The 23,215-nt window shown below is 73.6% G+C and carries 10 protein-coding genes; 5 read left to right on the top strand and 5 right to left on the bottom strand.

Going from position 1 to position 23,215, the window contains the following annotated elements:
- The 4 genes from E1289_RS26555 to E1289_RS26570 all read right to left on the bottom strand — a co-directional run.
- The coding region (locus E1289_RS26555) for a type I polyketide synthase (RefSeq protein ID WP_131984835.1) at positions 1 to 2,531 on the bottom strand (2,531 nt) is incomplete at its 3' end.
- Positions 2,532 to 2,576: 45 nt separating this feature from the next.
- A complete protein-coding gene (locus tag E1289_RS26560) occupies positions 2,577 to 8,258 on the bottom strand; it encodes a type I polyketide synthase (RefSeq protein WP_131984837.1) in 5,682 nt (1,893 codons plus the stop codon).
- Between the two features lie 236 nt (positions 8,259 to 8,494).
- Positions 8,495 to 10,102, bottom strand: a complete 1,608-nt coding sequence (locus E1289_RS26565; protein ID WP_131984839.1) for an ABC transporter permease — start codon at positions 10,100 to 10,102, stop codon at positions 8,495 to 8,497.
- Positions 10,099 to 11,025, bottom strand: a complete 927-nt coding sequence (locus E1289_RS26570) for an ABC transporter ATP-binding protein (RefSeq protein WP_131984841.1) — start codon at positions 11,023 to 11,025, stop codon at positions 10,099 to 10,101. Before E1289_RS26570 ends, E1289_RS26565 begins: the two co-directional genes overlap by 4 nt.
- A gap of 89 nt (positions 11,026 to 11,114) precedes the next feature.
- On the opposite strand from E1289_RS26570, the gene E1289_RS26575 reads away from it, so the two are divergent.
- The 3 genes from E1289_RS26575 (at position 11,115) to E1289_RS26585 (ending at position 13,417) form a co-directional block, all read left to right on the top strand.
- Positions 11,115 to 11,630, top strand: a complete 516-nt coding sequence (locus tag E1289_RS26575; protein ID WP_131984843.1) for a MarR family transcriptional regulator — start codon at positions 11,115 to 11,117, stop codon at positions 11,628 to 11,630.
- Positions 11,631 to 11,786: 156 nt separating this feature from the next.
- Positions 11,787 to 12,185 (top strand): nuclear transport factor 2 family protein, encoded by a 399-nt coding sequence (locus E1289_RS26580; protein WP_131984845.1) that lies wholly within the window; start codon positions 11,787 to 11,789, stop codon positions 12,183 to 12,185.
- 47 nt (positions 12,186 to 12,232) lie between these two features.
- A complete protein-coding gene (locus tag E1289_RS26585) occupies positions 12,233 to 13,417 on the top strand; it encodes a cytochrome P450 (RefSeq protein ID WP_131984847.1) in 1,185 nt (394 codons plus the stop codon).
- A 48-nt stretch (positions 13,418 to 13,465) separates the two neighbouring features.
- Here E1289_RS26585 and E1289_RS26590 read toward each other — a convergent pair whose 3' ends face one another.
- Positions 13,466 to 14,668: a cytochrome P450 gene (locus E1289_RS26590; protein ID WP_131984849.1), complete on the bottom strand. Its 1,203-nt coding sequence runs from the start codon at positions 14,666 to 14,668 to the stop codon at positions 13,466 to 13,468.
- Positions 14,669 to 14,883: 215 nt separating this feature from the next.
- On the opposite strand from E1289_RS26590, the gene E1289_RS26595 reads away from it, so the two are divergent.
- Both E1289_RS26595 and E1289_RS26600 read left to right on the top strand, forming a co-directional pair.
- On the top strand, positions 14,884 to 15,447 hold the full coding sequence (locus E1289_RS26595; RefSeq protein WP_131984851.1) for a hypothetical protein: 564 nt from the start codon (positions 14,884 to 14,886) through the stop codon (positions 15,445 to 15,447).
- 48 nt (positions 15,448 to 15,495) lie between these two features.
- On the top strand, positions 15,496 to 23,215 hold a 7,720-nt coding region (locus E1289_RS26600), incomplete at its 3' end, for a type I polyketide synthase (protein ID WP_131984853.1).

Consider the following 23,215-nt stretch of genomic DNA (forward strand, 5'->3'; position numbering starts at 1 on the left):
GGTGTGGTGAGGGTGGGGTGTGGGCTGGTTTCGATGTAGGTGGTGTGGCCTTGGTCGGCCAGGTGGGTGATGGTGGGGTGGAAGTGGACGGTGTTGCGGATGTTGTCGTGCCAGTAGCGGGCGTGGAGTTCGGTGCCGTTGATGGGTTGTCCGGTGACGGTGGAGTACATGGCCGTTGTGGCGGCTTGGGGGGTGATGCCGGTGGCGGCGGTGGTGATGTGGTCGGTGATGGTGTCGATGGCGGGGCTGTGTGAGGCGTAGTCGACGTCGATGCGGCGGGTTTTGATCTGCCGCTGCTCGCATTGTTGGAGCAGGGTGGTGATGGCGTTGTGGGGTCCGGCGACGATGGTGGTGGCGGGTCCGTTGACCGCGGCGATGGTGACGGTGTCGGGCAGCAGGTCGGCCAGGTCGGTGGGGGTGGTGTGGACGGCGGCCATGGTGCCGGTTCCGGCCAGTGCGGTCAGTGCGCGGCTGCGCAGGGCGACGAGTTGGGCGGCGTCGTGCAGGGTGAGGGCGCCGGCGGTGTAGGCGGCGGCGATCTCGCCTTGGGAGTGCCCGATCACGGCGTCGGGTTCGACACCCAGGGACCGCCATAGGTGGGCCAGGCCGGTCATGACGGCGAACAGTGCGGGTTGGACGACGTCGACCCGGTCCAGCGACGCCGCATCCTGGCCGGTGGTGAGGAGGTCGGTGAGGGACCAGTCCACGTGCGGCGAGAGTGCTTGTTCGCAGGCGTGGATGTGGTCGCGGAAGACCGGGCTGGTGGACATGAGTTCGGCGCCCATCCCGGCCCACTGTGATCCTTGGCCGGGGAACACGAACACCGTTTTGCCGTCCGCATCGCCGGGAGAGGCGTGGCCGGTGACCACGGCCGGGTGCGGCTCTCCGGCCGCCAAAGCCTCTAGCCCCTCGCGCACGGTGGCGTCGTCGCCGACGATGACGGCGCGGTGGTCCAGGGTGGAGCGGGTGGTGGCCAGCGCCCAGGCCACTTCACCGGGGTCCAGGTCGGGGTGGGCGTCCAGATGTTCGGCTAGGCGCTTCGCCTGTGCGGTAAGACCCGCCTCGGTCTTCGCCGACAGCAACCATGGCACCGCCGAGGCTCGTTCACCTGCCGGTGGCCGTTGCCGGTCGACGTCGGCGTCCGGAGAAACGGCCTGCTCGACGAGCACATGGGCGTTGGTGCCGCTGATCCCGAAGGAGGAGATCCCCGCGCGCCGCGGCCGTCCGGTCTCCGGCCATTCGACCTGCTCGGTGAGCAGGCGCACCGCTCCCGCCGACCAGTCGACATGCGGGGTCGGCTCGTCGACGTGCAGCGTCCGCGGCAGCACACCATGCCGCATCGCCTCGACCATCTTGATCAGGCCCGCTACGCCCGCGGCGGCCTGCGTATGCCCGATGTTCGACTTGACCGAGCCGAGCCACAGCGGCCGGTCGCCGGGACGCTGCCGCCCGTAGGTCGCGATCAGTGCCTGCGCCTCGATCGGGTCGCCCAGCGTCGTGCCGGTCCCGTGCGCCTCGACCGCGTCGATGTCCCCCGGCCCCAGACCTGCACCGGCGAGGGCCTGCTCGATCACCCGCCGCTGGGACGGCCCGTTGGGTGCCGTGAGGCCGTTGCTGGCGCCGTCCTGGTTGACCGCCGAGCCCCGTATCACCGCGAGCACCGGGTGGCCGTTGCGCTGCGCGTCCGACAGCCTCTCCACCAGCACGAGGCCGGCGCCCTCGCCCCAGCCGGTGCCGTCGGCCGCCGCCGCGAACGCCTTGCAGCGGCCGTCGGGGGCCAGGCCCCGCTGCCGGGAGAACTCGGTGAACAGCCCCGGGGACGACAGGACCGTCGCCCCGCCTGCCAGTGCCAGCGAGCACTCGCCGCGCCGCAGGGACTGGCAGGCCAGGTGCAGCGCCACCAGCGAGGACGAGCAGGCCGTGTCGATCGTGAGCGCGGGCCCCTCCAGCCCGAACACGTAGGAGAGGCGGCCCGACGCCACGCTCGGTGTGACACCCGTGGAGAGATAGCCCTCGATGTCCTCCCCGGCCTCCGACAGATGCGGCCCGTACTCCTGGTAGGTCGCGCCGACGAACACGCCGGTCCGGGTGCCCCACACCGACGCCGGGGCCATCCCGGCACGCTCGAACGCCTCCCAGGCCGTCTCCAGCAGCAGGCGCTGCTGCGGGTCCATGGCCAGCGCCTCACGCGGTGAGATCCCGAACAGTTCGGCGTCGAAGCCGGGCGCCGCGCCGACGAAACCGCCCTCGCGGACATAGGAGGTGCCGGGAACATCGGGATCCTGGTGGTAGATCCGTTCCAGGTCCCAGCCCCGGTCGGTGGGGAACGCGGTGACAGCGTCCCGGCCTTCGGCCACCAGGTGCCACAGACCCTCCGGCGAGGCGGCGCCGCCGGGAAAGCGGCACGCCATGCTCACGATGGCGATCGGCTCGCGGTCCCGGTCCTCCGCTTCGCGCAGGCGCTGCCGGGTGCTCTGGAGCTCGGCCGTCGCCCGCCTGAGATAGTCGCGGAACCTGTCGTCGTTCTCCATCGAGCACCAACCAATCTGGAGGGGGTCGCGATCCGGGCGTCCGCGTCAGGCCTGTCCGAGCTCTCTGTCCAGGACGGCGAACAGCTCGCTGTCGGTGACCGCTTCGAGGTCGACGGCGGGTTCGGCCGGCTCCCCGGCACGGCGGGAGTCCCGCCATGCGCGCAGCAGCGTCTCCAACCTCGCCGTGATCGCGGCGGGGGTGTCGTCGCCGTCCGCGAGCGCCGCCAGCGTCGTCTCCAGCCGGTCGATCTCCGCCAGCGCGGCTCCGACCCCGTCGTCGTGCCCCAGGTCCAGCAGCCCGAGCAGATGGTCGGCGACCGCCCGCGGCGAGGGATGGTCGTAGACCAGGGTCACCGGCAGCCGCAGCCCGGTTTCGGCGTTGAGCGCGTTGCGCAGTTCCACCGCCGCCAGCGAGGTGAACCCGAGCTGCTGGAACGCCCGGTCCGGCGGCACCGCGCCGGTCCGGTCGTGCCCGAGCACCCGGGCCGCCTGCGCCCGCACGACCTCCTGGAGCGCCGGGCCGCGCTCGTGGACGGGCAGGCTCGCCAGGCGCCGCGGCAGCGACGACACGGCCGCGCGGCGCGCGGGGACCCGGACCAGGCCGCGCAGGACCGGCGGGAGCCCGCCGGCGACCGCCTGGCCGCGCAGCGCCGCGAAGTCCAGCCGGACCGGCAGAACCTGCGGCGCGTCGACCGCCAGCGCCGAGTCCAGCAGTGCCAGGCCCTCCGCCGGGGCCAGCGGGCGGGTGCCGAGGCGGCGCAGCCGCCGCCGCTCGCCCTCGTCCATGCGGTCCGCCATCCCGCCGGCCTCCGTCCACGGACCCCAGGCCAGCGACCGCGCGGGCAGGCCGAGGGCCGCGCGGTACCGGGCCAGCTGGTCGAGGAAGGTGTTGGCCGCCGCGTAGTTGGCCTGGCCCGGCCCGCCCAGGGATCCCGCCGCCGACGAGAACAGCACGAACGCCGACAGGGCCGCGTCCCGGGTCAGCTCGTGCAGGTTCCACGCCGCGTCCACCTTGGGGCGCAGCACCGCCTCCAACCGGCCGGGTGTGAGGGACGCCAGCACCCCGTCGTCCAGGACACCGGCCGCGTGGACGACCCCGCGGAGCGGACGCTCGTCCGGGATGTCCGCCAGCGCGGCGGCGAGTGCGCCGCGGTCGGCGGCGTCGCTCGCGACCACGCTCACCCGCGCGCCGCGGCCGGCGAGCTCCGCGCGGAGCGCGCCGGCCCCCGGGGTCTCCGCTCCCCGCCGGCTGAGCAGCACCAGGTTCCGGACGCCGTGCCCGGCCACCAGATGCGCCGCCACCAGGGCGCCCAGCCCGCTCGTGCCGCCGGTGATCAGAACCGTGCCGTCCGGGTCCCACCGCATCCCGGGCCGGTCGGCGCCGGACGCCGACGCGAGACGGGGCACCAGGACCGCGCCGTCGCGGATGGCCAGCTCGGGCTCGCCGGCTCGCCGCAGCGCCTCGGGCACGTCCGCGTACGAGGCGGCCGCCGCATCCAGGTGCACCAGCGCGAACCGCCCGGGGTTCTCCGCCTCGGCCGCCCGCACCAGCCCGCACACCGGCGCCTGCGCCGGATCCGCGGTCTCCGCCACCCCGCGCGTGACGATCGCCAGCCGCGATGCCGCGAACCGCTCGTCCGACTGCCACGCCTGCAGGACCTCCAGCACCTCGGCGGCCACCCTCCGGGCCGCCGACGGCACGTCCCCCGGGTGCACGGGACAGGGGAGCACGACCAGCTCCGGCACCGGCGACCCCGGGCCGAGCGCGTCTTCCAGGCGCGCGTGTGCCGGGACGCCTTCGGTCTCCGGTACCAGCACGACCCGGTCGCCGGAGGGGCCCGGCGGCGTTCCGGCCGGAGAACCGGGCAGCGGGACCCAGTCGAGACGGAACAGCGAACCCGGTCCGGCGGTTCCCGCCCCCAGCCGCTCGGCCGGCACGGGGCACGGCCGCACCGACTGGGCTGAGCAGACCGGCTCCCCGGCCTCGTCGGACACCAGCAGTTCCACGGCACCGGGGTCCGCGGCGGGAACGAGCCGGACCCGCACCGCCGGGGCGCCCGCGGCGTGCAGCGCCACCCCGGTCCACGCGGAGTCGAGCACGACCGGGGCATCGGGCCCGGTGGAGAGCCGGGTCACGTGCGTCGCCGCGTCCAGCAGCGCCGGGTGCACACCGAAACGGTCGGAGTCGGACCGCACGCCCTCCGGCAGGGCCACCTCGGCGAACAGCTCCTCCCCGCGACGCCAGGCCGCCCGCAGCCCCTGGAACACCGGCCCGTGGCCGTAGCCCCGCGCCAGCAGGCGATCGTAGGCGTCGTCCACCCGGATCTCGGTCGCCCCGGCCGGGGGCCAGGCCCGGTCCGCCTCCGGCGGCGGCATGGGCGGCGACGGTGCGAGGACGCCGCCGGCGTTGCGGATCCAGGGCCGGTCGTCCGCGGGGCCGTCGGGGCGGGAGTGGACGGAGACCCGCCTGGCCCCGGACTCGTCGGCCGCGGCCACCACCACCCGCAGGTCGACGCCGCCCCGTTCGGGCAGGACGAGCGGGACGTCCTGGGTCAGTTCCGCCAGGAAGGCGCAGTCCACGAGCCCGCCGGCGTGCAGCGCCAGGTCCACCAGCGCCGACGGCGGCACCACTGCGGTGCCCAGAACTTCGTGCTCCGCCAGCCAGGGATGTGCCTCACGCGCGAGCCGGCCCGTGGCGACGACGCCGTCCGACTCCGGCAGCGCCACCACCGCGCCCAGCAGCGGATGGTCGGCCGGACCCAGCCCCATCGCCGCCGGGTCTTCGCCGGGCTGCCGCTCCGGGAGCCAGTAGCGGCGGTGCTCGAACGCGTACGTCGGCAGGTCCACGCGGCGTGCCCGGTGACCACGGAAGATCTCCTCCCAGTTCATCGGCACCCCGGACGCGTGAAGACGGCCCACGCCCGCCTGGAAGGCCGCCGCCTCGGACCGGTCCCGCTGCTGCAGAGCGACCAGCAGAGCGCTCTCGGACCTCACGCATTCCTGCGCCATGGCGGTCAGCACGCCGTCCGGCCCCACTTCGGTGAACCGGGTGACGCCCGCGTCCTCCAGGCTTCCGATCGCGTCGGCGAACCGGACCGCCTGGCGGGCGTGCCGGACCCAGTAGTCCGCCGAGCCGAGTTCCTCGACGGATGCGATGTCGCCGGTCAGGTTCGACACGAGAGGAAGGGACGGCGCGTGGTACGTGACGCTCTCGGCCACCTTGCGGAATTCCGCCAGCATCGGCTCCATCAGCGGCGAATGGAACGCGTGCGACACCGTCAGCCGGGACGTCTTGGCCCCCTCGTCCTTCAGCCGGGCGGCGATCCGCTCCACCGCGTCCTCGGTCCCCGAGATCACCACCGAGGCCGGGCCGTTGACCGCCGCGATGCTCACCTCGTCCGTCAGCAGCGGCGCGACCCGGTCCTCGGCCGCCCGCACCGCCACCATCGCGCCGCCGGGCGGCAGCGCCTGCATGAGGCGCCCGCGGCTCGCCACCAGCCGTGCGGCGTCGGGCAGCGACCACACGCCCGCCACATGCGCCGCGACCAGTTCGCCGACCGAGTGGCCTGCCACGTAGTCGGGCCGCACGCCCCACGACTCCACCAGGCGGAACAGCGCGACCTCGATCGCGAACAGCGCCGCCTGCGTGAAGGAGGTCTGGTGCACGACCGGGTCGCCGTCCCAGAGCACGTCCCGCAGCGGACGGTCGAGGTAGGGGTCCAGTTCGGCGCAGGCGACGTCGAACGCCCCCGCGAACGTGGTGGACGCCGCGTACATCTCGCGGCCCATGCCGGTGCGCTGGGCGCCCTGCCCGGAGAACAGGAACGCCAGCCGGCCCGCGCGCACGGGCTCCAGCACCAGGTTGGGCGCGGTCTCGCCGCGCGCCGCGGCGGTCAGGCCGCTGAGCAGTTCGCCGGTGTCCGCGCCGACGACCACGGCACGGTGTTCCAGGGCCGCGCGCCCGGTCGCCGCCGAGAACGCCAGATCGACGGGCCGCGTCCCGGGACGGGCGCCGACGTGCTCGGCCAGCCGGGCCGCCTGGGCGCGCAGCGCCGTCGCGCCGGCCGCCGACAGCGGCAGCGGCACCGGACCGGTCCAGGACGGGACGGGATCGGCCTTCCCGTCCCGGAGGCCCGCGGTGTCCGGCCCGCTGTCCGGCCCGCTGTCCGGCCCGCTGTCCGGCCCGCTGTCCGGCCCGCTGTCCGGCCCGCTGTCCGGCCCGCTGTCCGGCCCGCTGTCCGGCCCGCTGTCCGGCCCGCTGTCCGGCCCGCTGGCCGGCCCGCTGTCCGGCCCGCTGGCCGGCCCGCTGTCCGGCTCGGTGTCCGGCGCGGTGTCCGGCTCGGCCTCCTCAAGGATGACGTGGGCGTTGGTGCCGCTGATCCCGAAGGAGGAGACCCCGGCCCGGCGCGGACGGCCGGTCTCCGGCCACCGGATCTCCTCGGTCAGCAGCCGCACGGCCCCCGAGTCCCAGTCCACGTGCGGGGTGGGGGCGTCGACGTGCAGTGTCTGCGGCAGCCGCCCGTGCCGCATCGCCAGCACCATCTTGATCACCCCGGCGACGCCGGCGGCGGTGGCGGTGTGCCCGATGTTGGACTTGATCGAGCCCAGCCAGGCGGGCCGGTCCCGCGGCCGGTCCCGCCCGTAGACGGCCAGCAGTGCCTGCGCCTCGATCGGATCGCCCAGGGTCGTGCCGGTGCCGTGCGCCTCGACCGCGTCGATGTCGCCCGGCGACAGCCGTGCCCGGTGCAGGGCCCGGCGGATGACCCGCTGCTGGGCGGGCCCGTTCGGCGCGGTCAGCGCGCTGCTCGCACCGTCCTGGTTGATGGCGCTGCCCCGTACCGTCGCCAGCACGGTGCGGCCGTTGCGGCGCGCGTCCGACAGCCGCTCCAGCAGCACCACGCCCACGCCCTCGCCCAGCCCGGTGCCGTCGGCGCGCGCGGCGAACGGCCTGCACCGGCCGTCGCGCGCCAGCCCGCGCTGCCGGGAGAACTCGATGAACAGGCCGGGAGTCGGCATGACCATGACCCCGCCGGCGAGGGCGAGCGAGCACTCGTCCTGCAGGAGCGACCGGCAGGCCAGGTGCAGTGCCACCAGCGACGAGGAGCACGCCGTGTCGATGGTGACCGCCGGGCCCTCCAGCCCGAACGTGTAGGCGACGCGCCCGGAGATGACGCTGCCGGTGTTGCCGGTGAGCGAGTAGTTCTCGTAGCTCGGCGGGATCTGCCGTTCGTTGGCGACATAGCCGGTGTGCGCGGCGCCGACGAAGACCCCGGTGGGGCTCTCGCGCAGCCCCCGCGGGTCGATGCCGGCCCGCTCGAAGACCTGCCACGCGGCCTCCAGCATCTGGCGCTGCTGCGGATCCATCGCCATGGCCTCGCGCGGCGCGATGCCGAAGAGGCCCGCGTCGAACTCCATCGCGCCGTCGAGGAACGCTCCGGTGCGCACGTACGAGGTGCCGGGCCTGCCGCCGGGCTCCGGATCGTGGACCCGCTCCGGATCCCAGCCGCGGTCCTCGGGAAAGCCGGAGAACGCGTCCTTCTTGGCGACGAGCAGTTCCCACAGGTCCTCGGGCGACTGGACGCCCCCCGGGTAGCGGCACGCCATCGCGACGATGGCGATCGGCTCCCGGGCCTTCGCCTCGGCGTCCTGCAGGCGCCTGCGCGTCGCCTGCAGGTCCGTCGTGACCCGCTTCAAATACCGGCGGAGCTTGTCTTCCGTATTGGTCATCTGAGCCTGTCTCCGGACGAAGGCGACGGCGACACCGGTCCGATCCGAAGGATCGCGGTGGCGGTCACCTGCGGAACACGCACATCCCACGCGATGCGTGTGTCCTATGTTCCGGAGCCGGCTAAAGCCGGGCTAAGCCTCGCCTTGGTCCCGCCGGAGCGCCGGACGAGGCGTCCCCGGGAGGCGGTGCGCCGCCGTCCACCGCTTCTCGCGATGGACGGCGGCGCACCCGGCCCTCAGACGGTGTAGTCGCGGCGGCGGAACCCGGCGAGGCCGAGGGCGACGAGCGCCGCGGTGAGGGCGACCAGCCACACCAGCGGCACGACGGACACGTCGCCGCCCGGTAGCTTCGGGATGTGGGTGAACGGGGACAGGTCCAGCGCGCGCTGGCTCATGCCCATCAGGGCGCCGAACTGCCCCAGGAAGAGGAAGACCACCAGCGCCCCCCAGCCCACGGCCGCGGAGAGGCGGGGGAGCAGGCCGAACGCCGCGACGGTGATCGCGGCCAGCGTCCAGGCGGCGGGCAGCTGGACGAGCGCGCCGCCGAGGATGCGCGGCAGCTCCCGGCCGAGGTCACCGCTGTTCAGGCCGTGCACCAGCCCGGCCGTGAGCCCCGCGGCGGCGACCGCGGCGGCGGTGCCCAGGAAGGCGAACAGCAGGTGGCCGGCGGCCCAGCGGAGCCGGGGGACCGGGGTGGTCAGCACGTGCTCGGCCCGCAGGTTCTCCTCCTCGCCGCGCAGCCGCAGCGTGGTGAGCACCGCGTAGCCCGACACGGCCAGCCCGACGATGCTCATGCCGGAGGCGATGAACGTGTCGACGAGCGTGGCCTCCCCGCCCAGGCGGGTGAAGGCGTCCTTGAGCTCGGCGTTGTCGCGCAGCGCGTCCCCGACGCCCTTCGCCAGGCCGCCGAACACGGCGCCGAGGACGGCCAGCCCCGCGACCCAGGCCAGCAGCATGCCGCGGTGGACGCGCCAGGCCAGGCCGAAGGGACCGCTCAGCGAGGGCGCGGCGGTGCCGGGGCCGGGACGCGCCGCGAAGAGCCCGGCACCGAGATCGCGCCGGGCCGAGAGCCGGAACGCCGCGGCGACCAGCAGTGCCGTGAGCGCGGCGGCCGGCAGCAGGACCCACCACCGCTCGTCGGCGAACGGGCGCAGCTGCTGCGCCCAGCCGACCGGGGACAGCCACGACAGCCACGCCAGCGCGTTGCCCTCGCCGCCGGTGTCGCCCGCCAGGCGCAGCAGGTAGGCCACGCCCAGCGCGCCGATCGCGGTACCCCGCGCCGCGCCCGCGCCCACGGTGACCTGTGCGGCGACCGCGGCGACCGCGGCGAAGACGCAGCCGCAGATGGCGAACTGCATCGCCACCGCGAAGGACGCGCCGCCCGGCTGGCCGCTGCCGGACAGGCCGGCGGTCATGATGAGGGCCAGCACCAGGTTGGCGGCGACGGTCACGGTCAGCGCGGCGGCCAGCGGCGCGTGCCGCCCGATCACCGTGGCGCCGAGCAGCTCGCGGCGGCCGTTCTCCTCCTCGGTGCGCGTGTGGCGGATCACCGTGAGGATGCTGATCAGCGCGACGATCAGCGGGACCAGGCCGAGGCGCTGCGTGACGATCCCGCCCAGGCTGTCGTTGTGCAGCGGTCCGAACAGCGCCAGGAAGGCCGGGTCGCTGCCGCTGGTGGCGGCGTACTCCTGGCGGTCGGCGGCCGTGGGGAACAGCTCCTCGGTCATCGAGACGAAGTTGACCGGGGCCAGCGACATCCACAGCACCCACAGCGGCAGCAGGATCCGGTCGCGGCGCAGGATCAGCCGGATCAGCTTCCCGGTTCCGGCGAGCGTGCCGCTCACCGCACGCTCCCGGAGGGCGCGGCGGAGGCGGCAGCGCCGTCCGCGGGGCGATCGACGTAGTGGCGCAGGAAGAGCTCCTCCAGCGTGGGCGGCTGCGCGACCAGGTTCTGTACGCCGACCGCGATGAGCCGGCCGAGCACGTCGTTCAGCCGGTCGGTGTCCACCTCGCAGCGGATCTCGCCGTCCGACACCTGCACCTCGTGTGCGCCGGGCAGGTCGGGCGGGACCGCGCCGGCCAGCCGCGCGGTGATCGAGGTGCGGCTGAGGTGGTGCATGTCCTGGATCGACCCGGTCTCCACCGTCCGCCCCTCGCGGATGATGGTGATCCGGTCGCACAGCGCCTCCACCTCGGAGAGGATGTGGCTGGACAGCAGGACCGTGCGGCCGTTGCCGGCCTCTTCGCGGACGACCTGGCGGAAGGTCTCCTCCATCAGCGGGTCGAGCCCCGACGTCGGCTCGTCCAGGACGAGCAGCTCCACCTCGGAGGCCAGGGCCGCGATCAGGGTCACCTTCTGCCGGTTCCCCTTGGAGTACGTGCGGGCCTTCTTCTTGGGATCGAGGTCGAAGCGCTCGATGAGGTCCGCCCTGCGGCTGGGGTCGATCCCGCCGCGCATGCGGGCGAGCAGGTCGATGATCTCGCCTCCGGTCAGTCCCGGCCACAGGTTGACGTCGCCGGGTACGTAGGCGAGCCGCCGGTGGAGCTCGGTGGCGTCCTGCCAGGGGTCGCCGCCGAGCACGCGGATCTCACCGGCGTCGGCCTGCAGCAGGCCGAGCAGGATGCGGATGGTGGTGGTCTTCCCCGCCCCGTTGGGGCCCAGGAAGCCGTGGACCTCACCGGGTTCCACGGAGAGGTCGAGCTGGTCCAGCGCGCGGGTCTGGCCGAAGGTCTTCTCGACGCCAGACATCGAGATCACGGGAGTCATGCACCGGATGATATTTTAGTTTTAGAAGTTCGTAAACCTTCAGTAGCTTGTGAAGCGTTTCTGCTGGTGAGAAGGAGTGATGACGCAGCGTGGGGGAGACATCGACGGGCCCCGATGAGGGCTCGGTGCGCAGATTCGTCGAGCACCTGGCGGCCGCGCTGGCCGACTTCGGCTTCCCGCCGATGTCGGCGCGGGTGCTGGTCACGATGATGGTCAGCGACGAGGAGACGCTGTCGGCCGCGGACTTCGGCGAACGGCTCGGCGCGAGCCCGGGGGCCATCTCGACGGCCGTGCGCCACCTGATGCACATCGGCATCCTCGTGCGCGAGCCGATGGCGGGATCGCGGAGCCACCGCTACCGGCTGACGGACGACACCTGGTACGAGGGCAGCGTGTCCAAGGCCGGGTACTTCAAGATGATCGCGGACCTGGCCGACGAGGGCGTCGGCGTGCTGGGCGGCGCGGAGACGCAGCCGGGAGCCCGGATGGCTGAAATGCGAGACTTCTTCCGGTTTTTTCAGAGCGAGCTGACCGAGATCTACAAGCGCTGGAAGGACGTCAAGGCGGGAGGCGCTGACCGCCCTTCGCCGTCCCCGGATGCTTGAGGGCCGCCGCGGCGGAACCCGCCGCCGGCCGGACGCCGGCCGTGAGCGCGCACCGGCGCGGAATCCCCGATCAAGGACTCTAGGGAGACTTTAGACGGGGTTCCCATCATGGCGGGGCACCCCGCGAGGCGGCCGGTGGCCGCGCAAGGAGGCATCGTGCCCGACGAGACGGTCCGGAAGAAGATCGCGCTCGACTACTGCCGCTTCATGAACGCCGGCGACGTCGACGCGGTGCTCGCGCTCTTCGTCGACGACGTCCGGTTCGAGGATCCGGTCGGCGCCGACCCGATCCGCGGCCGCCGGGCGCTGCGGGCGCATCTCGCCAACGCGATCGAGCACGAGGTCCACGAGACCGCCGGCGATCCCGTGGCGGCCCACGACGACGAGCACGTGGTGATGCCGGTGACCGTCTCGCTGAACCCGCCGGGGGTCGAACCGGGGCAGCGGCTCCGGATCAACCTCGTGGCCATGATGAGCGTGGGCCCGGACGAACTGATCCGCCGGGTCCGGGTCTTCTGGGGGAGGACGGACGCGGCGCTGGTCCCCGACGGCTGATCCCGCCCATCCCGCCGCACCGGCCCTGCCTGGAAGGAGCAACGCGCATGACGCAGCAGAAGGACGTTTCCCCGGCGCCGCCCAGACCGGAGAGCGGCCGCGCCGCGCTCCTGGAATGGCTCCGCCGGATGCGCGACCACCAGCCGGTGGCTCTCGACGAAGCCACGGGCATGTGGCAGCTGTTCCGCTACGACGACATCCACCGCAGCCATACGGACCTGACCGACTTCTCCGCGGAGCTCGGGCGGGTGCTTCCGCTCGGCGAGCTGAGCCGCGGCGTCCTGGCCGTCATGGACCCGCCCCGCCACGGGCAGGTACGGGCACTGGTCAGCCAGGCGTTCACCCCGCGCACCGTGGCCCGGCTGGAGCCGCACGTGGCGGAGCTCACCCGGCGGCTGCTGGACGAGGCGGCCGGCCAGGACGAGTTCGAGCTGATGCGCGCGCTGGCCTACCCGCTGCCGATCAGCATCATCGCCGAGCTGCTCGGCGTGCCGCAGCAGGACCGGGAGATGTTCCGCCGCTGGGCCGACACCCGCCTGTCGGGTGATCACGAGGCCGAGGCGGTCTTCGACGACGACACGATCCGGGCCTCGGTGGACGAGATGCACGCCTACCTGCTGGAGCACGTCCGGGAGCGGCGGCAGCGCCCCAGCGACGACCTGATCAGCAGGCTCGCCCTCGCCGAGGTCGGCGGGGACCGGCTCGACGACCAGGAGATAGTGCACTTCACGGGCCTGCTGCTGATGGCCGGGTACACCACCGTGGCGGCGATGCTGGGCAACGCCGTCCTGCTGCTCCACGACAACCCGGGCGCGGCGGACGCGCTGCGCGCCGATCCGGGCCTGATCCCGGGCGCCGTCGAGGAGGTCGTCCGGTACTACCCGCCACTTCCGCAGAGCCTCAAGCTGCTGAAGAACGACGTCGAGCTGCACGGCACGACGATGCCCGCGGGGAGCCTGGTCACGACGTGGACGCTGTCGGCCAACCACGACGAGCGGCACATCGCCGACCCCGGCACCTTCGACGTCCGGCGCGACCCGAACCCGCACATGGGGTTCGGGCACGGGATCCACTTCTGCCTGGGGGCCTCGCTCGCCCGGCTTGAGGGACGGATCGCGCTGGAGTCGCTGCTGGCGCGCCTGCCGGGGCCGAAGGTGCTGCGGGAACCCGAGATGTACCCCAATCCGCGGATCCTCGCACCGCGGGAGGTGTGGGTGGCGGCGGGCGGGTGACCGCCCGGCCCGGGGCGCCCCGCACCCGCGGGGCGCCCCGGGCCGCCGTCACCAGGCGACGGGCAGCTTCCGCACACCGTAGACGCGCATGTCGTCGCGCATCTCGATCTCCTCGACGGGCACGGCCAGGCGCAGCCCGGGGAACCGGTCGAGCAGCATCGACAGCCCTATCTGCAGCTGCCTGCGTGCGAGCTGCTGGCCCAGGCACTGGTGGATGCCGTGCCCGAAGGCCAGCTGCGCGGTGGCGGATCCGCGGGTCACGTCCAGGGTGTCGGGATCCTCGAAGCGCCGCGGGTCCCGGTTGGCCGCCGGCAGCGAGATCGTGACCGGGTCGCCGGCCCGGATCAGCCGGCCCTCCAGTTCGACGTCCTCCAGCGCGGCGCGGATGACCCCGTACTGCAGGACGCTCAGGTAGCGCAGCAGCTCCTCGACGGCGGTGTCGATCAGCGTGGGGTCGGCGCGCAGCGCGGCGAGCTGGCCGGGATCGCGGAGCAGCGCGTAGGTGCCGAGGGAGAGCATGTTCGCGGGCGGCTCGTAGCCGGCGGACAGCAGCAGCAGGCCCACCCCGATCAGCTCGGCGTCGCTCAGCTCGTCCGCGGCGATGAGCCCGCTCAGGATGTCGTCGGCCGGATCGGCGCGCTTGCGATCCTTGAGCCGGTCCATGAAGGAATAGTATTCCTGGTAGGCGGCGACCAGTTCCTCGGGTTTGGACGTGAAACTCGTCATCGTCTCGGTGTTCTGCTGGAATTGTTCCCGCTCGCTGTAGGGGACCCCGAGCATCTCGCAGATCATCAGCGACGGAATCGGCTTCGCGAAGGATTCGACCAGATCCACCGGCGGCCCGTGCTCGGCCATTTCGTCGAGCAGCCCCGCGGTGATCTCCTCGATTTTCGAGCTGAGTGCCCGCATCCGGGACATCGTGAACTGGGCGATCAGCGGGCGGCGCAGCCGGGTGTGGTCCGGCGGGTCCATGGCGATGAACCAGCCCGGTGCCGCCGGCTGCCCTTTCAGCTCCGTCTCCGCCGAGCGGACCGGGAACTGGCGAAGCTCGTTCCGGACGCTGAAGCGGCGGTCGGCCAGCACCGCCCGCGCGGCCGCGTAGCCGGTCACCAGCCAGCCCGCGGTGCCGTCCGGATAGCTGATCTCACTGACCGGGGACTCGGCGCGCAGCCGCCGCAGATCGTCCGGGGGCGAGAGCAAATCGCTGCGGCGGGTCGGATGCGGGGGCGGCGCGGTCGGTGCGTCGGTCATCTGCCTCTCCTTCTGCTCGGCCGTCGAATTATTGTCCGGTCCCGTTCCGTGGCGTGTCCATAAGCGGTGCACGGGTGACTTCTTCCGCCGGCTGCTTTTCCAGCTTCGCGAAAGTGCGGCTTAAGCCGGGCGTTAGCCGCCTTTTAGTGAATTAAGCAGGATGTGAGGGTGCGGGCCGATCCCGGCCGTGGAGGGCCGGGCGAAGGAGGACGACCATGGGCATGACCTCGCTGCGGCCGGGCCTGGCCGTATCCCTGGCCGCCGCGCTCGGGGAGGATCCCGGCGGCGTCTTCGCCGCGATCGGCGCGGGGTCCGGCGCGGTCGCGCCGGACGACGAGTGCATTCGCTTCGAGGAACTGAGCTACAGCGTCACCGAACGCAGTTACCGGGAATCCGAACCGGCGGTCGGGGACGTGGCGACGGCCGGCGGCGAGTTCTTCGACCCGGAAGGCAACAAGATCGCCCGGGACAGCGGCCGCATGCAGATCGTGCACCACGACCCCGCGACCGAGCACTGGGTCGCCTTCACCCGGGTCTCCTACGAGTTCGAGGACGGCGGCACCGCGCGCTCGATGGGGTTCGTCGACCTGAACGACCAGCTCACCGGAAGCCGGGTCGTGATCTACATCGTCGGAACGGGCGGGCGCTATCTCGGCAAGGTGGGAACCCTGTCGTGGGTCATCGAATCGACGATGAACGCCAAAGCCAGGATGGTCCTGTGCGCGCGCCCCCTGGAGAAGTGCTGCGACACGGGATTCGACTCCCTGTCCTTCGGGTGAGGCCGATCTTCGGGTGTCATTTCGCAGACCTAGGGAGGGCGGCCCCGCATGGCGGACGACGAGACCCTGCTCGGCTACCTGAAGCGCGTCGCCGCTGAACTGCACGACGCCCGGCGGCGGCTGCGCGAGGTGACCGAGCGGGAGCGCGAGCCCCTGGCAATCGTGGGCATGGCCTGCCGGTTCCCGGGCGGCGCGTCCTCACCCGAAGCGCTGTGGCACCTGGTCGAATCGGGGACCGACGCGGTCTCCGGATTCCCGGTGAACCGGGGATGGGACCTGGACGGCCTCTACGATCCGGACCCGGGAAAGACGGGAAAGTCCTATCTGCGGGAGAGCGGCTTCCTGCACGACGCCGACCTGTTCGACGCCGAACTGTTCGGGATCTCCCCGCGCGAGGCGCTGGCGATGGATCCGCAGCAGCGCCTCATGATGGAGGTGGCGTGGGAGGCGCTGGAGCGCGCGGGCCTCGACCCGAAGGGGCTGGCGGGCAGCCGCACGGGGGTCTTCACCGGCGCCGGCAACCTCGGCTACCTGCTCGGGATGCAGCAGGCCCGCAAGGAGGTCGAGGGCTTCTCGCTGGTCGGCAACGCCGCCAGCGTGATCTCGGGCCGGATCGCCTACACCTTCGGGCTCGAAGGACCGGCGGTCACGGTGGACACGGCCTGCTCGTCGTCGCTGGTGGCGCTGCACCTGGCCGGCCAGGCCCTGCGGCGCGGAGAGTGCGAGGTGGCGCTGGCGGGCGGGGTCGCCGTCATGCCCAACCCGAGCGAGTTCGTCGAGTTCAGCCGCCAGCGCGTCCTGGCACCCGACGGGCGCTGCAAGGCGTTCGCCGCCGCCGCGGACGGCACGGCCTTCGGCGAGGGGGCCGGCATCCTGGTGCTGAAACGCCTGTCGGACGCCGTGCGCGACGGCTCCCGGATCCTGGCGCTGGTGCGCGGGAGCGCCACCAACCAGGACGGCGCGAGCAACGGGCTGACCGCGCCGAACGGGCCGTCCCAGCAGCGGGTGATCCGCGCGGCCCTGGCCGACGCGCGCCTGGCCGCCGCCGACATAGACGCGGTGGAGGCGCACGGCACCGGCACGACCCTGGGCGACCCGATCGAGGCGCAGGCGGTGCTGGCGACCTACGGGTACCGGCGTCCCGAGGGCAGGCCGCTGTGGCTCGGCTCGGTCAAGTCGAACATCAGCCACACGCAGGCCGCGGGGGGCATGGCGAGCGTCATCAAGATGGTGATGGCGCTGCGGAACGAGCTGCTGCCCGCGACGCTGCACGTCGACGCCCCCACGCCCGAGGTGGACTGGACGTCGGGCGCGGTGGCGCTCCTGACCGAGCCGGTGGACTGGACGAGGCACGGCGACCCCCGGCGAGCCGGGGTGTCCTCGTTCGGGATCAGCGGCACCAACGCGCACGTGATCCTCCAGGAGCCGCCCCCGGACGAGCGCGCCCCCGAAACTGGTGGCCAGGGTGACCGGGAGTCAGTCGCCCTGGTCACCGCACCACGGCCCCCGGTCGTGCCGTGGCCGCTGTCCGGGCGCGGCGAGCGGGCCCTGCGGGATCAGGCCGCGCGGCTGCGGTCCCACCTGTCCGCGCATCCCGCGCCGGGGCTGCCGGACGTCGGGCGGTCACTGGCCGTCACCCGGGCGACCCTCGACCACCGCGCCGTGGTCCTCGCGGCCGACCCGGGCGGGGCTCTGGCGGCCCTCGGCGCGCTGAGCGAGGGCGCCGAGAACGGCGACGTCGTCGAGGGTGTGGCCGACATCGACGGCAAGGTCGTCCTCGTCTTCCCCGGCCAGGGCTCGCAGTGGCGGCGAATGGCGGTGGACCTCCTCCAGGAGGCGCCGGTGTTCGCCGAACGGATGCGGGAGTGCGAACGGGTCCTGTCCTCGCACGTGGACTGGTCGCTGACCGGTGTGCTGCGCGAGGAGCCGGGCGCGCCCACGCTGGACCGCATCGACGTGGTCCAGCCCGCCCTGTTCGCCGTCATGGTGTCGCTGGCCGCGCTGTGGCGCTCGTACGGGGTGGAGCCGAGCGCGGTCGTCGGGCACTCGCAGGGCGAGGTCGCGGCCGCCCATGTGGCCGGGGCCCTGTCCCTGGACGACGCGGTGCGGGTGGTGGTCTCCCGCAGCCGGCTGTTCGCCGAGATGCTGACCGGCAAGGGGGCCGTGGCCTCCGTCGGGGCGGCCGAGGCCCGCGTGCGGGAACGGCTGGCCGGCTGGGAGGGCCGCCTGGCCGTCGGCGGCGTCAACGGGCCCGGCTCGGTGATCGTCACCGGTGAGCTGGCGGCCCTGCGCGAGTTCACCGCCGCGTGCGCCGCCGACGGGATCCGCGCGAAGATCGTCCCGGCGACGGTGGCGTCCCACTCCACGCAGGTGGACGCGCTCAGGGAACGGCTCCTGGAACTGCTGGGCCCGGTGAAGCCCCGCCCCGGCGGGATCGCGTTCTACTCCACCGTGACGGCCGGCCCGCTCGAGACCGGCGGGCTCGACGCGGAGTACTGGTACCGCAACGTCCGCAACCCGGTGGACTTCACCGGCGCTATCCGCGCGCTGCTCGCGGACGGGCACCGCTTCTTCGTTGAGGCGAGCCCACACCCGGTGCTGACGGCCGGCCTCGTGGAGACCGCCGAGGAGGCCGAGGCCGACTGCGCCGTCACCGGGACGCTGGCGCGCGACCAGGGCGGGCTGCGCCGCTTCCTGACGTCGCTGGCCGAGGTCCACGTCCGCGGTGCCGCGGTGGACTGGAGCGCCGCCTTCGACGGAGCCGAAGCCGGATGGGTGGAACTGCCGACCTACCCCTTCCAGCGCCGCCGCTACTGGGCGGATTCGGTGGGAGCCGGGACCGCCGACGTGACCGCGACCGGCATCGGCGCTGCGGGGCACCCGCTGCTGGGAGCCTCGCTCGGGCTGGCCCAGGGCGGCACGGTTCTCACCGGCCGGCTGGCGCTGGGATCGCACCCCTGGCTGGCCGACCACATGGCGCTGGGAACCGCGATCGTCCCCGGGGCGGCGTTCGCCGAGCTGGCGATCCGGGCCGGAGACGAGGTGGGCTGTGACCGGATCGAGCAGCTCACCCTGCGGCGGCCGCTCGTGCTCCCCGGGACGGGCGCGGTGGTCCTGCAGGTCGTGATCGAGGCCGCCGACCCGGAAGGGCGCCGGGCGGTGAGCGTGCACTCGCGCCCCGAGGACGCCGCCTCCCCGGATCTGCCCTGGACGCCGCACGCCGAAGGCGTCCTCGTGACCGCCGGACGGGGCGATGACCGGCGTGGGGAGGGGCTGCACGCGTGGCCGCCGCCGGGCGCGCGGCCCGTGGACCTGACGGGCTTCTATGACGATCTCGGCGAGCGCGGCTACCGGTACGGGCCCGCCTTCCAGGGCCTGAGCGCGGTCTGGCGGCGCGAGGACGAGGTGTTCGGTGAGGTGCGCCTGCCCGAGCGGCAGGCCGAGGACGCCGGGAACTTCGGCGTGCATCCCGCGCTGCTGGACGCCGCGCTGCACGCCGCGCTCGCGACCGGCGGCCCGGACGCGGACGGCCGGGTACGGCTGCCGTTCGAGTGGAGCGGGGTGGAACTCCACGCGGTCGGCGCCACCACCGCGCGGGTCCGGATCTCCCCGGCGGGGGACGGCGCGATAGCGCTGACCATGGCCGACGCGGACGGCGAGCCCGTGTGCACCGTCGAGTCGCTGGCGCTGCGTCCGGTCTCCACCGACCAACTGGAAGAGGCGGGCGGCGGGCGGCAGGACTCGGCCCTCCACCGGGTGGAGTGGACTCCGGTACCGCACGGCGGTGACCCGGCCACGCCGGGGGACTGGGCCGTCGTCGGCACGGATGCGCTCGGCCTCCTGCCCGCGCTTGAGGCGGGGGAGGCGAGCGTCCGCCGGTACCCGGACCTGACCGCGCTCGCGGACTCGGAAGACCCCGTTCCCGCCACGGCCCTGGTCTCCTACGGTGTCGAGACCGCCGACCACGGCGCCGTCGGTGTCCAGGCCCGCGAGGCGGCGTGCGGGGCGCTGAAGCTGATCCAGGACTGGCTGTCCGACGAGCGTTTCGAGGCGTCCACCCTGATGGTCGTGACCCGCGGCGCGGTGGCGGCGGGAGAACACGACGGCGTCCCCGACCTGGTCCACGCACCGCTCTGGGGCCTGCTCCGCTCCGCGCAGGCGGAGAACCCCGGCCGTGTCGTCGCCGTGGACATCGACGGTCCGGACGGCCTGGCGACGTCACTGGCGGCGGTACTGGCCGCGGAGACCGAGCAGGCGGCCGTGCGGGACGGGACGGTGCTGACGCCGCGCCTGGCCCGGATCACCGAGGCGGCGCCCGGTCCGGCCCCCGCCGGTGAGGACGGACTCTGGAACCCGTCGGGCACCGCCCTGATCACGGGTGGGACGGGAACGCTCGGGCGGCTGCTGGCCCGGCACCTGGTCACCGCGCACGGCGTTCGCCATCTGGTGCTGGCCGGCCGGTCCGGGCCCCGGGCGCAGGGCGCGGCCGAACTGCAGGCGGAACTGGCCGCCCACGGCGCACGGGTGCGCCTGACCGCCTGCGATGCCGCCGACCGCTCCGCACTGGCCGAGGTCCTGGACGGTATACCGGAAGAGCATCCGCTGACATGGGTGGTGCACGCCGCCGGAGCCCTGGACGACGGTGTGATCGGCGCGCTGACTCCCGAGCGGATGGCCGCGGTGATGCGTCCCAAGGTGGACGCCGCGGTCAACCTCCACGAACTGACCAGCGGCCTCGACCTGTCGGCGTTCGTGCTGTTCTCGTCGGCCGCCGGGGTCCTGGGCAATCCGGGGCAGGGCAACTACGCCGCGGCGAACGCGTTCCTCGACGGCCTCGCGGCGTCCCGCCGGGCCGCGGGGATGCCCGCGCTCTCCCTCGCCTGGGGGCTTTGGGCCGAGACCGGCGGGATGACCGCCGAGATCGACCGTGACGACCGGTCATGGGCGCGCCGCTCGGGCGTGGTGCCGCTCGAAACCGCTGCGGGCCTGGACCTTTTCGACTCCGCCTGCGGCATGACCGACAGCCTGGTCCTGCCGATGCGGCTGGACACCGCGGCCCTGCACGCCCGGGCCGGCGCGGGCGTCCTGCCGGAGCCGCTGCGCGGGCTGATCCGCGTACCGTCGCGGCGCACCGCGAGCGGCGAGCGACCCGGCGACGGGGCCGCGCTCGCACGGCGGCTGGCCGCCCTGCCGCCGGCCGAACAGGACCGCGAGGTGCTGCGGCTGGTGCGCGGCCAGGTCGCGGCCGTGCTGGGGCACGGGGATCCGGAGGCCGTGGACGCCGACCGGGCGTTCCGCGAACTCGGCTTCGACTCGCTCACGGCCGTGGAACTGCGCAACCGGCTGCGCGCGGCGACGGGGCTGCGCCTGCCCGCGACGCTGGTCTACGACCATCCCGCTCCGAGCGCGGTGGCCCGCCTGCTGCGCGCCGGACTGCTGGGGGAGCAGGACGGGACGGAGGCCCGGGACGCGGAGCCCGCCGCGGCCGACGAGCCGATCGCGATCATCGGGATGGGCTGCCGGTTCCCCGGCGGCGTCGGGTCCACCGAGGACCTGTGGCGTCTGGTCCTCGGAGGAACGGACGTCGTCTCCGGCTTCCCCGAGGACCGAGGCTGGGACCTGGAGCGGCTCTACCATCCCGACCCCGACCACCTCGGCACGTCGTACGCGCGGGAGGGAGGTTTCCTCTACACCGCCGGAGAGTTCGACGCCGGCTTCTTCGGGATCTCGCCGCGCGAGGCGGCGACCATGGACCCGCAGCAGCGGCTCCTGCTGGAGGTCGCCTGGGAGACCATCGAACGCGCCGGGATAGACCCCATGTCGCTGCGCGGGAGCACCACGGGCGTGTTCGCCGGGGCGATCCACCAGGACTACGCCGCGGACGCACGGCCCCAGGACATCGAGGGCTACCTGCTGAGCGGCACCACGGGCAGCGTCATGTCGGGACGTGTCGCCTACACGCTCGGCCTGGAGGGACCCGCCGTCACGATCGACACGGCCTGCTCGTCGTCCCTGGTCGCCTTGCACATGGCGGGCCACGCGCTGCGGCAGGGGGAGTGCTCGCTGGCGCTCGTCGGCGGTGCGACGGTGATGTCCACCCCGGACACCTTCGTGGAGTTCTCCCGGCAGCGGGGCCTGTCTCCCGACGGCCGGTGCAAGGCGTTCGCGGCGGCGGCCGACGGCACCGGCTGGTCCGAAGGCGTCGGCGTCCTCCTGGTGGAGCGACTGTCCGACGCGCTGCGCAACGGCCGCCGCGTGCTGGCGGTGGTGCGCGGCTCGGCGGTCAACCAGGACGGGGCGAGCAACGGCCTCACGGCGCCGAACGGGCCGTCGCAGCAGCGGGTGATCCGCGCGGCCCTGGCGAACGCCCGGCTCTCGCCGGCCGAGGTCGACGCGGTGGAGGCGCACGGGACCGGCACCCGGCTGGGCGACCCGATCGAGGCGCAGGCCCTTCTGGCGGCCTACGGCGAGGACCGGCCGCCCGGCCACCCGCTGTGGCTCGGCTCGGTCAAGTCGAACATCGGGCATACGCAGGCCGCGGCGGGGATGGCGGGCCTGATCAAGATGGTCGAGGCGATGCGGCACGGTGTGCTGCCGCGGACGCTGCACGTCGACGAGCCGACGCCGCACGTGGACTGGTCAGCGGGGGCGGTCGAGCTGCTCACCGAGCAGGTCGAATGGCCGGAGACCGGGCGGCCGCGGCGCGCGGGGATCTCCTCCTTCGGTGCGAGCGGCACCAACGCCCATGTGATCGTCGAGCAGGCGCCCGCCGACACAGAACTCGCACCATCGCCGCTCCCGCCCGGGACCGGCCTGGAGGTGCGGGCCAGGGAAGTGTCCGGGTCCGACGTGCTGCCGTGGTTGCTGTCGGCGAAGACCGAGGCGGGTCTGGCCGCGCAGGCGCGGCGCCTAGCCGAACATCTGGACGCCCACCCCGACCTGGACCCAGGTGAAGTGGCGTGGGCGCTGGCCACCACCCGCTCCACCCTGGACCACCGCGCCGTCATCGTCGGCGACGACGCCACCGTGCGCGAGGGACTGCGGGCGCTGGCTGCCGGTGAACCGCACCCGGCCGTGGTCACCGGCCGTGCCCTGCCCGGCCAGGGCGGCAAAACCGTGTTCGTGTTCCCCGGCCAAGGATCGCAGTGGGCCGGGATGGGCGCCGAACTGATGGCCACCAGCCCGGTGTTCCGCGACCACATCCTGGCCTGCGAACAAGCACTCTCGCCGCACGTGGATTGGTCCCTCACCGACCTCCTCACCACCACCGGCCAGGATGCGGCGTCGCTGGACCGGGTCGACGTCGTCCAGCCCGCACTGTTCGCCGTCATGACCGGCCTGGCCCACCTATGGCGATCCCTCGGCGTCGAGCCCGACGCGGTGATCGGGCACTCCCAAGGCGAAATCGCCGCCGCCTACACCGCCGGCGCCCTCACCCTGGAGGATTCCGCCCAGCTCGTGGCCCTGCGCAGCCGCGCACTGACCGCACTGGCCGGAACCGGCACCATGGCCGCCGTCCACACCACCCCCGATGAGCTAGCCGACCTGCTGCCCGACACCGTCACCATCGCCGCGATCAACGGACCCGCCACCACCATCGTCGCCGGACCCCACAACGCCATCACGGTCCTGCTACAGGAATGTGAGCAGCGGCAGATCAAAACCCGCCGCATCGACGTCGACTACGCCTCACACAGCCCCGCCATCGACACCATCACCGACCACATCACCACCGCCGCCACCGGCATCACCCCCCAAGCCGCCACCA

The sequence above is a fragment of the Actinomadura sp. 6K520 genome (assembly GCF_004349245.1).
Lineage (GTDB): Bacteria > Actinomycetota > Actinomycetes > Streptosporangiales > Streptosporangiaceae > Spirillospora.

Bases quoted from the DNA above. Each gene is read 5' to 3' on its own strand.
- E1289_RS26595 (WP_131984851.1), top strand. From the start codon at position 14,884: ATGGGCATGACCTCGCTGCGGCCGGGCCTGGCCGTATCCCTGGCCGCC.
- E1289_RS26585 (WP_131984847.1), top strand. From the start codon at position 12,233: ATGACGCAGCAGAAGGACGTTTCCCCGGCGCCGCCCAGACCGGAGAGC.
- E1289_RS26590 (WP_131984849.1), bottom strand. From the start codon at position 14,668: ATGACCGACGCACCGACCGCGCCGCCCCCGCATCCGACCCGCCGCAGC.
- E1289_RS26560 (WP_131984837.1), bottom strand. From the start codon at position 8,258: ATGACCAATACGGAAGACAAGCTCCGCCGGTATTTGAAGCGGGTCACG.
- E1289_RS26570 (WP_131984841.1), bottom strand. From the start codon at position 11,025: ATGACTCCCGTGATCTCGATGTCTGGCGTCGAGAAGACCTTCGGCCAG.